Origin of the sequence: Shigella dysenteriae, assembly GCF_022354085.1 — a bacterium.
GTDB classification, from domain to species: Bacteria; Pseudomonadota; Gammaproteobacteria; order Enterobacterales; family Enterobacteriaceae; genus Escherichia; species Escherichia coli.
In genome coordinates, this window is the sequence record NZ_CP055055.1 from 917,673 (window position 1) to 931,058 (window position 13,386).

The 13,386-nt window shown below is 52.6% G+C and carries 14 protein-coding genes and 2 pseudogenes; 15 read left to right on the forward strand and 1 reads right to left on the reverse strand.

Annotated features, from left to right (window positions below; all coding sequences use genetic code 11):
* Positions 1 to 51 precede the first annotated feature (51 nt).
* From lafA to HUZ68_RS04415, 13 genes and pseudogenes are all read left to right on the forward strand, one after another.
* On the forward strand, positions 52 to 966 hold the full coding sequence (lafA, locus tag HUZ68_RS04355) for a lateral flagellin LafA (RefSeq protein WP_000949083.1): 915 nt from the start codon (positions 52 to 54) through the stop codon (positions 964 to 966).
* Between the two features lie 290 nt (positions 967 to 1,256).
* Positions 1,257 to 2,573 (forward strand): flagellar filament capping protein FliD, encoded by a 1,317-nt coding sequence (gene fliD, locus HUZ68_RS04360; protein ID WP_113455370.1) that lies wholly within the window; start codon positions 1,257 to 1,259, stop codon positions 2,571 to 2,573.
* 22 nt (positions 2,574 to 2,595) lie between these two features.
* Entirely contained in the window at positions 2,596 to 2,988 is a 393-nt protein-coding gene (fliS, locus tag HUZ68_RS04365; protein WP_000285319.1) for a flagellar export chaperone FliS, read from the forward strand.
* A 4-nt stretch (positions 2,989 to 2,992) separates the two neighbouring features.
* On the forward strand, positions 2,993 to 3,304 hold the full coding sequence (locus HUZ68_RS04370; RefSeq protein ID WP_033815279.1) for a hypothetical protein: 312 nt from the start codon (positions 2,993 to 2,995) through the stop codon (positions 3,302 to 3,304).
* Positions 3,301 to 4,362, forward strand: a complete 1,062-nt coding sequence (locus HUZ68_RS04375) for a flagellar hook-length control protein FliK (RefSeq protein WP_089521865.1) — start codon at positions 3,301 to 3,303, stop codon at positions 4,360 to 4,362. The genes HUZ68_RS04370 and HUZ68_RS04375 overlap by 4 nt, the downstream gene beginning before the upstream one ends.
* A 7-nt stretch (positions 4,363 to 4,369) precedes the next feature.
* The gene (locus HUZ68_RS04380) at positions 4,370 to 4,837 is read left to right on the forward strand and encodes a flagellar basal body-associated FliL family protein (protein ID WP_000725257.1); all 468 of its coding nucleotides are present in this window, start codon (positions 4,370 to 4,372) and stop codon (positions 4,835 to 4,837) included.
* Between the two features lie 19 nt (positions 4,838 to 4,856).
* Complete coding sequence (locus tag HUZ68_RS04385; RefSeq protein WP_239594041.1) at positions 4,857 to 5,573, forward strand: FliA/WhiG family RNA polymerase sigma factor; 717 nt, start codon at positions 4,857 to 4,859, stop codon at positions 5,571 to 5,573.
* Positions 5,574 to 5,585: 12 nt separating this feature from the next.
* Positions 5,586 to 6,449, forward strand: coding sequence for a flagellar motor stator protein MotA (gene motA, locus HUZ68_RS04390; protein WP_001169518.1), 864 nt, complete (start codon positions 5,586 to 5,588; stop codon positions 6,447 to 6,449).
* Between the two features lie 2 nt (positions 6,450 to 6,451).
* A complete protein-coding gene (gene lafU / locus HUZ68_RS04395) occupies positions 6,452 to 7,375 on the forward strand; it encodes a putative lateral flagellar export/assembly protein LafU (RefSeq protein ID WP_021553260.1) in 924 nt (307 codons plus the stop codon).
* A gap of 70 nt (positions 7,376 to 7,445) precedes the next feature.
* Positions 7,446 to 8,501 carry a DNA polymerase IV gene (gene dinB / locus HUZ68_RS04400; RefSeq protein ID WP_239594043.1) on the forward strand — a complete coding sequence of 352 codons (1,056 nt, stop codon included), beginning with the start codon at positions 7,446 to 7,448 and terminating at the stop codon, positions 8,499 to 8,501.
* Complete coding sequence (locus tag HUZ68_RS04405) at positions 8,498 to 8,950, forward strand: GNAT family N-acetyltransferase (protein WP_001059872.1); 453 nt, start codon at positions 8,498 to 8,500, stop codon at positions 8,948 to 8,950. Before dinB ends, HUZ68_RS04405 begins: the two co-directional genes overlap by 4 nt.
* Before the next feature lie 317 nt (positions 8,951 to 9,267).
* Positions 9,268 to 9,474: pseudogene (locus HUZ68_RS04410) on the forward strand (RNA ligase RtcB family protein); the annotation flags it as partial.
* 46 nt (positions 9,475 to 9,520) lie between these two features.
* Positions 9,521 to 9,802, forward strand: a pseudogene (locus HUZ68_RS04415) (peptide chain release factor-like protein); the annotation flags it as partial.
* Positions 9,803 to 9,858: 56 nt separating this feature from the next.
* On the opposite strand, the gene pepD reads toward HUZ68_RS04415, so the two are convergent.
* Positions 9,859 to 11,316, reverse strand: coding sequence for a cytosol nonspecific dipeptidase (gene pepD / locus HUZ68_RS04420; protein ID WP_033815283.1), 1,458 nt, complete (start codon positions 11,314 to 11,316; stop codon positions 9,859 to 9,861).
* A gap of 260 nt (positions 11,317 to 11,576) precedes the next feature.
* On the opposite strand from pepD, the gene gpt reads away from it, so the two are divergent.
* Both gpt and frsA read left to right on the forward strand, forming a co-directional pair.
* The gene (gpt, locus tag HUZ68_RS04425; protein ID WP_001291990.1) at positions 11,577 to 12,035 is read left to right on the forward strand and encodes a xanthine phosphoribosyltransferase; all 459 of its coding nucleotides are present in this window, start codon (positions 11,577 to 11,579) and stop codon (positions 12,033 to 12,035) included.
* 91 nt (positions 12,036 to 12,126) lie between these two features.
* Entirely contained in the window at positions 12,127 to 13,371 is a 1,245-nt protein-coding gene (frsA, locus tag HUZ68_RS04430; protein WP_000189541.1) for an esterase FrsA, read from the forward strand.
* Positions 13,372 to 13,386 lie beyond the last annotated feature (15 nt).

The following is a 13,386-nucleotide window of genomic DNA, read 5'->3' on the forward strand; positions in this document are numbered from 1 at the left end:
CGTTTTTACAGGGTATCGAAACGAAAACGATTAATCCCAAGGAGCAGTATCATGTTATCTATTAACACCAATAACGCCTCAATGGCCGCCGTTAATGCAATCAGCAAAAGCAGCTCTTCTCTGTCTACATCTATGGAACGCCTGGCGACAGGTAACCGGATTAACTCTTCTGCCGATGACGCAGCGGGCAAACAAATTGCTAACCGTCTGACAGCACAGTCCAGCGGTATGGGTGTGGCGCTGAGCAACATCAATGATGCCACCGCGATGCTGCAAACCGCTGACAGCATGTTCGACGAAATGTCTGACGTGCTGGGGCGTATGAAAGACCTGTCAACTCAGGCAGCGAACGGCACCTACAGCGACGACGATCTGCAGGCGATGCAGGACGAATACGACGAACTGGGTCAGCAGATGTCTGACATGCTGCAAAACACCACTTACGGCGGCACCAACCTGTTCGGTGTTTCCGGCACCAGCAACACCGGTACTGACGGTCTGTTCCAGAGCGCGGTGACTTTCCAGGTGGGCGCGGAATCTTCCGACACCATGACCGTGAATATTTCAAGCCAGCTGAATACCCTGGTGACGGATCTTTCTGCTATCAGCAACTCCTTCAGTGCGGATCAGGCAGACACCACGGGTACTGCAGGCGTGTCTGGCGGTACTGAGCTGACTGCGTCTGGCTCGGCTAACCAGATGATCACCAGCATTTCTACCGCGATGGATGATGTTTCGCAGATCCAGTCCAAGCTGGGTGCGTCTATTAACCGTCTGAACGACACTGCCAACAACCTGACCAGCATGCAGGACAACACCGAAGTCGCTATCGGTAACATCATGGATACCGACTACGCGACGGAAGCGTCCAACATGACCAAACAGCAGGTGCTGATGCAAACCGGCATCACCATGCTGAAACAGTCCAACAGCATGTCCAGCATGGTTTCCAGCCTGCTGCAGTAATGGCGGACTTGCCGGATGCGGCGTAAACGCCTTATCCGGCCTACAAAATATTGCAAATTCAATATATTGCAGAAACCTTGTAGGCCTGATAAGCGCAGCGCATCAGGCAGTGTTGCGTTTGTCATCAGTCTCAACACCGCCTGCGGGCGGTGTTGTGCTTTCTGCGGCAGGCTTTTTTCCGCCAGACCGGAAAAGCCATTTCCGCCCCTTTTTCAATTTATTGATTATTCACATAAAAAATATTGGCACGCCTTTTGCCAATAACCTGACATCGTTACCCGGAGTCATCAATGATCAACCCAAGAACCATTGCGCAAGAAATCGCCTATGCCGACGTTGCCACTCAGGCGGCAAACTTGCAGGAAAAGCAAACGGAGCTGGATGCCGAAAGCAGCGGTCTGGATTCGCTCAGCTCAGCGTTGAGCGATTTCCAGAGCGCCGTTGACGCGCTGAACAGCGATACCGACGGCCCGGTGACGTTTGCCGCCACCAGCAATAATGACTCGGCGACCGTTTCCGCTAACTCGCAGGCGCAGGCGGGAAGCTACTCGTTTTTCGTTGAGCAACTTGCGCAGGGGCAGCAAACCACGTTCAGTATGGGCGACGACGCCTTTTCCGCCACCGGCACCTTCGAACTGACGATGGGCGACAGCACCGTGGATATTGATCTGTCGGCGGCGGATCAGAACGGTGACGGCGACGGTTTTATCGACGCTAGTGAACTGGTGAATGCGATTAACGACTCCGATGACAATCCGGGCGTGTCGGCGGCGCTGGTAAAAACCGACGGTACCACCACGATTATGCTCACCTCGGATAGCACCGGGGCGCAGAGCGCGTTTTCGGTGAGCGTAACGGGGCATGACACCAGCAACGATAGCACCAGCGCGCCCGTTGCCACGGATGTTTCCTCCGCTCAGGACGCGATTATTCATCTCGGTAGCGCCACGGGCCCGGCGATCACCAACAGCAGCAATACGTTTGATGATGTGATCCCCGGCGTCACCATGACTTTCACCGAAGTCAGCGATTCTGACAGCGATCTCACTACCTTTAACATCAGCGAAGATTCCAGCGCCAGCCAGGAGAAAGTACAGACCTTTGTCGATGCCTATAACACCTTGATTGATACGGTTGATTCGCTGACCACCCACGGTGATGACAGTACCAGCGCCGGGGTATTTGCAGGCGACGCCGGACTTAGTTCACTGGCGAACCAGCTCGATGACATCGCCCATGCCAGCTACAACGGCGTGTCGATTGTTGACTATGGCATCACCCTCGATTCTCACGGCCACTTACAGATTGACTCCGACCAGTTCAACGACGAAATGGCGAAAAACCCTGACGGTCTGACCTCTATTTTCGTTGGCGACAACAGCATGGTGGCACAGATGGACGACCTGATTAACACCTACACGGACTCCAGCAACGGCATCATCACCCTGCGCCAGCAGAACATTGACGATCAGATGAGCAAAATTCAGGACGAAGGCGATCAGCTTACTGATACCTATAACGCCAACTACGACCGTTATCTCGAGGAGTACACCAACACGCTGGTCGAGGTGTACACCATGAAAGCCAGCATGGCGGCATTCGCGTAACTCAGAAGGAATATCCCTAAAGATGTACCAAGTACAGGACGGCTATTCGCAATATAAAGAGATCGATCTCGCGGCGCGTACTGCGGCGGCATCGCCTCTGGAACTGGTGCTGGTGCTGTTTTCTGGCCTGATGGATGAGCTGGAACGCGCCAAAAGCCATATTGAAGGGCGGCGTTTCGAGAAGAAAGCCCAGAGCATCAATAAATGCATCGACATTCTCAATGCGCTCACCAGTTCGCTGGAGTTTGAAACTGGCGGCGAGCTGGTGGTCAACCTTTCGCGCCTCTATGACCACTGCGTTTACCGATTGTATGAAGCCAGCGGCGAATTGTCGGCAGAGAAAATCGATGAAGTGATGCTGATCTTAAGCAACCTGCGCGAAGGCTGGGAAGGGCTTTCGGGCAAGCTGGGTTAAGACGATGGAAAAACAACGCAGGCAACTTTTCGCATTGGTCGAGGCGATGAATGAAGCCCTCGACAAGCAACGCTGGCGACGCCTTCCGGCACTGCATCAGCAGTTGATGCGCCAGTTTCACGATTACGCGGCGGCGGAAACCGACGCGGCGCAGTTGGATGCGGTGAAGGCGCGGCTGTATGACGCGTTTAATACCCTGATTAAACGGCGCGAGCAGCGCGCAGAAGTGTTGAAAGCGCGTATGGAACAGCATCAGCGGCATCAGGAAGGCGTACTGGCCTACTCAATTGTTAATTTACTTTCGGAGAAGTCATGAATCCGGCATTGCTTGCCACGCTCGGAACGCTTGCGGAAACCGCTTCGTTGAAGGCGGATATTTTACCGCCGGTGAGCGGTGAAAACGCGCCCGCGTTTACCCTGCCGAAAATGGCGGTCGCGGCGGTGGCGGAGCGCGTTCATAGCGCTAAAACCAGTCAGCAACAGGCGACGCGCCCGCAGGAGAACGATCCGGTGGCGATGCAGGCGCTAATGGCGCTGTTACTTCCACAACCTGCCGCGCCGCATCAGGACACACCGCAGCCGCGAAACGTCGCAACATCGCCGGTTATCCAGCAATTGACGAAAGCGGTGGTGCAAAACGCGCCGCAACGCCAGACGCAACAGCAGGAACTCACGCCGTTGCCGCCGCAGTTGCAAGAACTGATCAGTCAGTTGCCGCAGGCGAAGCCCGAACAGCAGGCCAGACTGGCGACTTACGCCAGTGAAGATTTACATGCCATTGCGCCGACGCAGCCGCGCGTCTCAACACAGCCAGCTCGCCCGAAACCTGAACTAACCCGTGTGACCGCGCGCCCGCAGGTCGAGCGTAAAACAGAAAAAGTGCCGGACAGCGAACCGGTTATTGCGCGTGCGGTGTTGCAGGTTAAGACGCCGGAGCTGCTCAGCGATCATCAGGAGATTGTCGCCAAACCAGCCACGCTTTCGATGGACGAACTGGGCGAAAAACTGACGACGCTTTTGAAAGATCAGATCCACTTTCAGCTCAACAAACAACAGCAGATCTCCACCATCCGTCTCGATCCACCGTCGCTTGGCAAGCTCGAGATCGCCGTACAACTCGACAACGGCAAACTGATGGTGCACATCGGCGCGAACCAAAGTGAAGTTTGCCGCGCGTTACAGCAGTTTAGCGACGATCTCCGCCAGCATCTGACGGCGCAAAATTTTATGGAGGTGAACGTACAGGTTTCCTCCGAAGGGCAGTCGCAGCAACAACAACAGTCGGGCCATCAGCAGGAAGAGGTGAGTGCCGCCTTACAGCTTGATGATGCGCCTCAATTTCAACAGAACGAATCCGTTTTGATCAAAGTGTAAAGGCAATATGAAGAAAATCGTGGTGGCGGGCGTGGTCAGCGCCGTTCTGGCGTTGGTGGTGGGGGCCGGAGCTGGATGGGGTGTCTGGCATCATTATGCCGGAAAAGGAAAACCGACTGCCGCCGCGCAGACGGAAACGGTGGAAACCCTGGATGAAAGCAAAAGCGTGTTTGTGACGTTGCCGGAAACCATTGTCACGCTGCATGACAACAACGGCGCGGACCATTATTTGTCGGCGGAATTAGTGATGGTGGTCGCCAGTGACAAAGAAGCGGAAAAAATAAAACATCAGGAGCCGCTGTATCAAAGTATTGCGGTTGAATGCCTGACGGAAATGAAATTTGAAGATTTGCGCGGCATGAAAATATCTGCCATCCGCAAACTGATTTCGGATGCGTTAAAGAAAGATCTTCAGCGTCGCAAAATGAGCGCACCGTATAAGGATTTGCTGGTGAAAAAAGTGGTCTTCCAGTAATCACCAGGCGGATATAAATATGCTACAGGATGTATTCGAGTCGGAAGAATTTGCTGCCGCGCCGGTATTAACCCCGCAGCAGGAGAGCCACTACTTGCAGGCCTATTTACCGTTGGTGCGTAAAGTGGTGCGGCAACTTGCCCCGCAGTGTAATTGCATTATTGACCGTCAGGATATGGAACAAACGGCGTTAATGGGTCTGCTTAACGCCATTCGCCGCTACGGGCTGCCGGACGAAGGTTTTGCGGGCTATGCCGTGCACCGTATTCGCGGCGCGATCCTGGATGAGCTGCGCGCTCTCGACTGGCGACCGCGCCAGCTGCGACAGAAATATCATCAGATGAAAGATCTGATTCGCGAAACGCGCAAAAAACTGGGGCACGAACCGGAATGGTCAGAACTGGCCATGGAAGGGATCTCGCATGAAGATTATCTCGAATATCAGCAACTGGAAGGGGCGGAAACGCTCGCCAGCCTTGATGAACTGCTGAACGGCGAAGGGCCTGGTATTCCGCTTGCTGGCCGGGAACTGGAAGATCAGTTTGTCACTCAGCAAATGCTGCAATACGCGCTTTCACAATTAAGCGAAAAAGAGCAACTGATCCTCTCCATGTATTACCAGCATGAGATGAATCTCAAAGAGATTGCGCTGGTATTAGGGCTAACCGAGGCCCGAATTTGTCAACTGAATAAACAGATCGCGCAGAAAATTCGTGATTTTGTCTATCCGAATTAAAGTGAAGAAATCATGCAAAAAATATTAGGTTTACTGGTGGTGCTCGGCTGCGTATTTGGCGGTTATTTTGAAGCGGGCGGGCAATTAGTGGCTATCTGGCAACCGGCGGAAATGATCATTATTTTAGGTGCCGGTTTCGGGGCGATGATTATTGGTAACCCGAAACATGTGCTGAAAGAGATTGCCCATCAAATTAAAGGTGTGATCAGTAAAAAACAGCTCGGGCCGGAGTTTCAGCGTCAGCTATTAATGTGCCTGTATGAGTTGCTCGAAATGGTGCAAAACGGCGGCCTGCGCATGTTGGATCAGCATATCGAGCAGCCGGAAGAGAGCACTATTTTCCAGAAATACCCGCTGGTGTTAACCCAGAAGCGGCTGGTGACCTTTATTGCCGATAACTTTCGCCTGATGGCGATGGGTAAAATCGACGCCCATGAACTGGAAGGCATTCTCGATCAGGAACTGGACACCGCGGAAGAGTCGCTGCTAACGCCGTCGCGCTCGCTGCAACGTACCGCCGAAGCGATGCCGGGGTTTGGCATTTGTGCGGCGGTGTTGGGCATCATCATCACCATGCAGTCGATTGACGGCTCTATCGCCCTGATTGGCCTGAAAGTGGCGGCAGCGCTGGTGGGGACGTTTTTAGGCGTCTTCATTTGCTACTGCCTGATGGACCCGCTCGCCAACGCCATGGAACAACAGGCGCGGGCAGAACATTCTTTGCTGGAATGCGTGCGTACCGTGCTGGTGGCGCAGGCAGGCGGCAAACCGACGCTGCTGGCGGTGGATGCCGGGCGTAAGCTGCTGCATCTGGCATCTAAACCGACCTTCGCCAACCTCGACGCGTGGGTGAATGCGATGCTGGAGCAAGAATAAGCATGAGAAAGACGGGCAACCGCCGCGATCGTGGGGCAAAAACCACCATCGTCCGGCGGCAGATCAAAAAGAATCATGCCGGGCATCACGGCGGGGCGTGGAAGGTGGCGTTCGCCGACTTTACTTTGGCAATGATGGCGCTGTTTATGACGCTGTGGATTGTCAACAGCGTCAGTAAATCCGAGCGTGAAAGCATTATCGCCGCGCTGCACGGGCAGTCGATTTTCAACGGTGGCGGGTTGTCGCCGTTAAATAAAATCAGCCCGTCTCATCCGCCAAAACCTGCCACCGTGGCGGTGCCGGAAGAGACGGAGAAAAAAGCGCGCGACGTCAACGAGAAAACGGCGCTGCTGAAGAAGAAATCCGCCACCGAGCTTGGTGAGCTGGCAACCAGTATCAACACCATTGCCCGTGATGCGCATATGGAAGCGAATCTGGAGATGGAGATTGTCCCGCAGGGATTACGCGTGCTGATTAAAGACGACCAGAATCGCAATATGTTCGAACGCGGCAGCGCGCAGATTATGCCGTTCTTTAAAACGCTGCTGGTGGAGTTAGCGCCAGTGTTCGACTCGCTCGATAATAAAATTATTATTACCGGGCATACCGATGCGATGGCCTACAAAAACAATATCTACAACAACTGGAACCTTTCGGGTGACCGCGCGCTTTCGGCTCGTCGGGTGCTGGAAGAGGCCGGAATGCCGGAAGATAAAGTGATGCAGGTAAGCGCAATGGCGGACCAGATGCTGCTGGATGCCAAAAATCCGCAAAGCGCGGGCAATCGGCGTATTGAGATTATGGTGCTGACCAAAAGTGCGTCCGATACGCTGTATCAATACTTTGGTCAGCATGGGGATAAAGTGGTGCAGCCGCTGGTGCAAAAGCTGGATAAGCAGCAGGTGCTTTCGCAGCGAATGCGCTAAATGCTGAATCTTTACGCATTTCTCAAACCCTGAAATCACTGTATACTTTACCAGTGTTGAGAGGTGAGCAATGCGTAAAATCATTCATGTGGATATGGACTGCTTTTTCGCAGCGGTGGAGATGCGCGACAATCCCGCCCTGCGCGATATCCCTATTGCTATTGGCGGTAGCCGCGAACGTCGGGGGGTGATCAGCACCGCCAATTATCCCGCGCGTAAATTTGGCGTACGTAGCGCTATGCCGACAGGGATGGCGCTCAAATTATGCCCACATCTCACCTTGCTTCCGGGGCGCTTTGACGCCTACAAAGAAGCCTCAAATCATATCCGTGAAATCTTCTCGCGCTACACCTCGCGTATTGAACCGTTGTCACTGGATGAAGCCTATCTCGATGTCACTGATAGCGTCCATTGCCACGGTTCTGCGACCCTCATCGCCCAGGAAATCCGCCAGATGATCTTCAACGAGCTGCAACTGACGGCGTCTGCGGGCGTGGCACCAGTAAAGTTTCTCGCCAAAATCGCCTCCGACATGAATAAACCCAACGGCCAGTTTGTGATTACGCCGGCGGAAGTTCCGGCATTTCTGCAAACCTTACCGCTGGCAAAAATTCCCGGTGTTGGCAAAGTCTCAGCGGCAAAGCTGGAAGCGATGGGGCTGCGGACCTGCGGTGATGTACAAAAGTGTGATCTGGTGATTCTGCTTAAACGCTTTGGCAAATTTGGCCGCATTTTGTGGGAGCGTAGTCAGGGGATTGACGAGCGCGACGTTAACAGCGAACGGTTACGAAAATCCGTCGGCGTGGAACGCACGATGGCGGAAGATATTCATCACTGGTCTGAATGTGTAGCGATTATCGAGCGGCTGTATCCGGAACTTGAACGCCGTCTGGCAAAGGTAAAACCTGATTTACTGATTGCTCGCCAGGGGGTGAAATTAAAGTTCGACGATTTTCAGCAAACCACCCAGGAGCACGTCTGGCCGCGGCTGAATAAAGCTGACTTAATCGCCACCGCGCGTAAAACCTGGGATGAACGCCGCGGCGGGCGCGGTGTGCGACTGGTGGGGCTGCATGTGACGTTGCTTGACCCGCAAATGGAAAGACAACTGGTGCTGGGATTATGAATAACATACAAATAAGAAACTATCAGCCTGGCGATTTTCAGCAACTATGCGCTATTTTCATTAGAGCGGTTATGATGACCGCCAGTCAGCATTATTCACCACAACAAATTGCCGCCTGGGCGCAGATTGACGAATCTCGCTGGAAGGAGAAACTCGCGAAATCACAAGTGCGGGTTGCAGTCATTAATGCACAACCGGTTGGTTTTATTTCCCGCATTGAACATTATATCGATATGTTATTTGTTGACCCTGAATACACCCGCCGTGGGGTTGCCAGTGCTTTGTTAAAACCTTGGATTAAGTCTGAATCCGAACTTACGGTGGACGCCAGCATAACCGCAAAACCCTTTTTTGAACGTTATGGTTTTCAGACAGTTAAGCAGCAGCGCGTTGAATGCCGGGGAGCGTGGTTTACTAATTTTTATATGCGATATAAACCGCAACATTAAATCCAGCTTGCAATGAAAATAACGCCCGCCTGGTATGTGCGCGTTTTCTTATTCCACAAACTGCAAGGAGGTAAATCATGACAAATCCTTTATCAATGACTCTTTGCAGACCTTTCCAGGATTAATTCTTTTTTTCTTGCCCTGGATTCGTCTGCCATTTCCTGATTTTTATATTTATATACTCTAAATAATTCGAGTTGCAGGAAGGCGACAAGCGAGTGAATCCCCAGGAGCTTACATAAGTAAGTGACTGGGGTGAACGAACGCAGTCGCAGTACATGCAACTTGAAGTATGACGAGTATAAATGGAATGGTACATGGGCAAATATATTCGTCCCTTATCCGATGCGGTATTTACCATCGCATCTGATGACCTGTGGATCGAGAGTTTAGCGATCCAACAATTACACACCACGGCAAATTTACCCAACATGCAGCGCGTAGTGGGGATGCCAGATTTACACCCCGGACGCGGCTACCCGATTGGCGCAGCGTTCTTCTCTGTTGGTCGTTTTTACCCGGCAAGACGTCGCGGTAACGGTGCTGGAAACCGAAGCCGGGTGTTATCCTGACACGCTGCGTTCGTCGGGGCCGGGCGGTCAACATGTCAATAAAACCGACTCGGCGGTACGCGCCACGCATCTGGCATCCGGTATTAGCGTGAAGGTTCAGTCAGAGCGCAGCCAGCATGCTAACAAACGGCTGGCGCGATTGCTGATTGCCTGGAAGTTGGAGCAACAGCAACAGGAAAATAGCGCGGCGCTGAAATCGCAGCGGCGAATGTTCCATCACCAGATTGAACGTGGCAACCCGCGACGGACATTTACAGGGATGGCTTTTATCGAAGGATAATGAAGGATGAAACTGCCGGAAGGTGATTGAACGCCATCCGGCAGCAAATCAAATAATTACTTCGTCGGAATTTCTTTCAGCAGTTCAGTCAGCAGTGTCCAGTAATGACCTACGCTTTCGATGTGAACTTGCTCATCCGGAGAGTGTGGACCGGTGATAGTTGGCCCGATAGAAACCATGTCCATTTCCGGATACGGTTTTTTGAACAGACCACATTCCAGGCCCGCGTGGATAATCTGGATGTTCGGCGTCTTGTTGAACAGGCGCTGATAGGTTTCACGTACCAGATGCATCACCGGAGAATTAGCGTCCGGCTGCCAGCCAGGATATGCGCCTTTTGCTTCGGTTTTCGCGCCAGCCAGTTTACCCAGCGAATCCAGCATGCTCACCACGTAGTCTTTACCGCTGTCGATCAGAGAACGGATCAGGCAGTGAATTTCTACGTTATTGTCAGTCATGGTCACCACACCGACGTTCAGGGAGGTTTCGACCACACCTTTTGCCACGTCGGAATTGCGGATCACACCGTTCGGGGTGGCGTTCAGCAGACGAATAAAGGTATCGCGAGATTTCGCAATCAGGGCAGCTTTATCGTTCGCTACAGAGTCCAGCAACAAGGCCAGATTTTTCTCTTTCTCTGCCAGCTCGTTTTTCAGGATCTCCTGATAGGTATTCACCAGAGATTTCAGGGCGTCGACTTTATCAGCTGCGACAGCAATGGTCGCAAAGGCTTCACGCGGGATGGCGTTACGCAGTGTGCCGCCGTTGAAATCAATAAGACGCAGATCCAGTTCTTCTGCATGACCCGCCAGGAAGCGCACCAGCAGTTTGTTGGCATTACCGAGGCCAACGTGGATTTCACCGCCGGAGTGACCGCCTTTCAGACCTTTTAAGGTTAACTTGAAGGTTTCAAAACCAGCTGGAACCTCTTCACGATCTAAATGCAGGTTGGAGGTGAAGTCGATACCCCCCGCGCAACCCATGTAGATTTCACCTTCTTCTTCGGAGTCGGTGTTAATCAGAATATCAGCCTGCAACCAGTTGCTCTGTAAGCCAAAAGCACCGTCCATACCGGCTTCTTCGGTCATGGTCAGCAGCACTTCCAGCGGACCGTGAACCACGTTTTCGTCAGCCAGAACCGCCAGTGCAGAGGCCATACCAATGCCGTTATCCGCACCCAGCGTGGTGCCGCGCGCTTTAACCCATTCGCCATCAATATAAGGCTGGATAGGATCTTTCGTGAAGTCATGCACGGTGTCGTTATTTTTCTGCGGCACCATATCGAGGTGGGCCTGCAAGACGACCGGTTTACGATTTTCCATACCTGCTGTAGCAGGTTTACGAATCAGGATATTACCTACCTGATCGCGTTCGACATGGAAACCTTTCTCTTTTGCCCAACCAACAATGTATTCAGCGAGTTGCTCTTCATGATAGGACGGGTGAGGAATAGAACAGATTTTGGCAAAAATATCCCACAGCGGCTGTGGAGATAATTGAGACAGTTCAGACACGTTAAGTCTCCTTGTCGATCACCCGCAAAACAGTATTGCAGGTCACAGGGTTAGCAGAAAATGTTGTCAACACAAGACAGGCTTGCGAGATATGTTTGAGAATACCACTTTATCCCGCGTCAGGGAGAGGCAGTGCGTAAAAAGACGCGGACTCATGTGAAATACTGGTTTTTAGTGCGCCAGATCTCTATAATCTCGCGCAACCTATTTTCCCCTCGAACACTTTTTAAGCCGTAGATAAACAGGCTGGGACACTTCACATGAGCGAAAAATACATCGTCACCTGGGACATGTTGCAGATCCATGCACGTAAACTCGCAAGCCGACTGATGCCTTCTGAACAATGGAAAGGCATTATTGCCGTAAGCCGTGGCGGTCTGGTACCGGGTGCGTTACTGGCGCGTGAACTGGGTATTCGTCATGTCGATACCGTTTGTATTTCCAGCTACGATCACGACAACCAGCGCGAGCTTAAAGTGCTGAAACGCGCAGAAGGCGATGGCGAAGGCTTCATCGTTATTGATGACCTGGTGGATACCGGTGGTACTGCGGTTGCGATTCGTGAAATGTATCCAAAAGCGCACTTTGTCACCATCTTTGCAAAACCGGCTGGTCGTCCGCTGGTTGATGATTATGTTGTTGATATCCCGCAAGATACCTGGATCGAACAGCCGTGGGATATGGGCGTCGTATTCGTCCCGCCAATCTCCGGTCGCTAATCTTTTCAACGCCTGGCACTGCCGGGCGTTGTTCTTTTTAACTTCAGGCGGGTTACAATAGTTTCCAGTAAGTATTCTGGAGGCTGCATCCATGACACAGGCAAACCTGAGCGAAACCCTGTTCAAACCCCGCTTTAAACATCCTGAAACCTCGACGCTAGTCCGCCGCTTTAATCACGGCGCACAACCGCCTGTGCAGTCGGCCCTTGATGGTAAAACCATCCCTCACTGGTATCGCATGATTAACCGTCTGATGTGGATCTGGCGCGGCATTGACCCACGTGAAATCCTCGACGTCCAGGCGCGTATTGTGATGAGCGATGCCGAACGTACCGACGATGATTTATACGATACGGTGATTGGCTACCGTGGTGGCAACTGGATTTATGAGTGGGCCACCCAGGCGATGGTGTGGCAACAAAAAGCCTGTGCGGAAGAAGATCCGCAACTCAGTGGGCGTCACTGGCTGCATGCGGCTACGTTGTACAACATTGCCGCCTATCCTCATCTGAAAGGAGATGACCTGGCCGAGCAAGCGCAGGCTTTGTCAAACCGCGCCTATGAAGAGGCCGCTCAGCGTCTGCCGGGCACGATGCGGCAGATGGAGTTTACCGTACCCGGCGGTGCGCCCATCACCGGCTTTTTGCATATGCCGAAAGGCGATGGCCCGTTCCCGACGGTATTAATGTGTGGTGGTCTGGATGCGATGCAGACGGACTATTACAGCCTGTATGAACGTTATTTTGCGCCGCGCGGCATTGCGATGCTGACTATTGATATGCCGTCGGTGGGCTTTTCTTCAAAATGGAAGCTCACCCAGGACTCCAGCCTGTTGCATCAGCACGTCTTAAAGGCGCTGCCTAACGTACCGTGGGTGGATCACACTCGCGTCGCGGCCTTTGGTTTCCGTTTCGGCGCTAACGTTGCCGTGCGTCTGGCATACCTTGAATCGCCGCGTCTGAAAGCGGTTGCCTGTCTTGGTCCGGTAGTTCATACCCTGTTGAGTGATTTTAAGTGCCAGCAACAGGTGCCGGAAATGTATCTTGACGTTCTGGCCAGTCGTTTGGGGATGCATGATGCTTCCGATGAAGCGTTGCGCGTGGAGCTGAATCGCTATTCATTAAAAGTGCAAGGATTGCTGGGACGTCGCTGCCCAACGCCAATGTTATCAGGCTACTGGAAGAACGATCCGTTCAGCCCGGAAGAGGACTCACGCTTAATCACCTCATCATCTGCTGACGGTAAATTATTAGAGATCCCATTTAACCCGGTGTATCGGAATTTTGACAAAGGTCTTCAGGAAATCACCGACTGGATCGAAAAACGCTTGTGTTAAAAATTTGCTAAATTT

Bases quoted from the DNA above. Each gene is read 5' to 3' on its own strand.
- lafA (WP_000949083.1), top strand. From the start codon at position 52: ATGTTATCTATTAACACCAATAACGCCTCAATGGCCGCCGTTAATGCA.
- fliD (WP_113455370.1), top strand. From the start codon at position 1,257: ATGATCAACCCAAGAACCATTGCGCAAGAAATCGCCTATGCCGACGTT.
- fliS (WP_000285319.1), top strand. From the start codon at position 2,596: ATGTACCAAGTACAGGACGGCTATTCGCAATATAAAGAGATCGATCTC.
- HUZ68_RS04370 (WP_033815279.1), top strand. From the start codon at position 2,993: ATGGAAAAACAACGCAGGCAACTTTTCGCATTGGTCGAGGCGATGAAT.
- HUZ68_RS04375 (WP_089521865.1), top strand. From the start codon at position 3,301: ATGAATCCGGCATTGCTTGCCACGCTCGGAACGCTTGCGGAAACCGCT.
- HUZ68_RS04380 (WP_000725257.1), top strand. From the start codon at position 4,370: ATGAAGAAAATCGTGGTGGCGGGCGTGGTCAGCGCCGTTCTGGCGTTG.
- HUZ68_RS04385 (WP_239594041.1), top strand. From the start codon at position 4,857: ATGCTACAGGATGTATTCGAGTCGGAAGAATTTGCTGCCGCGCCGGTA.
- motA (WP_001169518.1), top strand. From the start codon at position 5,586: ATGCAAAAAATATTAGGTTTACTGGTGGTGCTCGGCTGCGTATTTGGC.
- lafU (WP_021553260.1), top strand. From the start codon at position 6,452: ATGAGAAAGACGGGCAACCGCCGCGATCGTGGGGCAAAAACCACCATC.
- dinB (WP_239594043.1), top strand. From the start codon at position 7,446: ATGCGTAAAATCATTCATGTGGATATGGACTGCTTTTTCGCAGCGGTG.
- HUZ68_RS04405 (WP_001059872.1), top strand. From the start codon at position 8,498: ATGAATAACATACAAATAAGAAACTATCAGCCTGGCGATTTTCAGCAA.
- gpt (WP_001291990.1), top strand. From the start codon at position 11,577: ATGAGCGAAAAATACATCGTCACCTGGGACATGTTGCAGATCCATGCA.
- frsA (WP_000189541.1), top strand. From the start codon at position 12,127: ATGACACAGGCAAACCTGAGCGAAACCCTGTTCAAACCCCGCTTTAAA.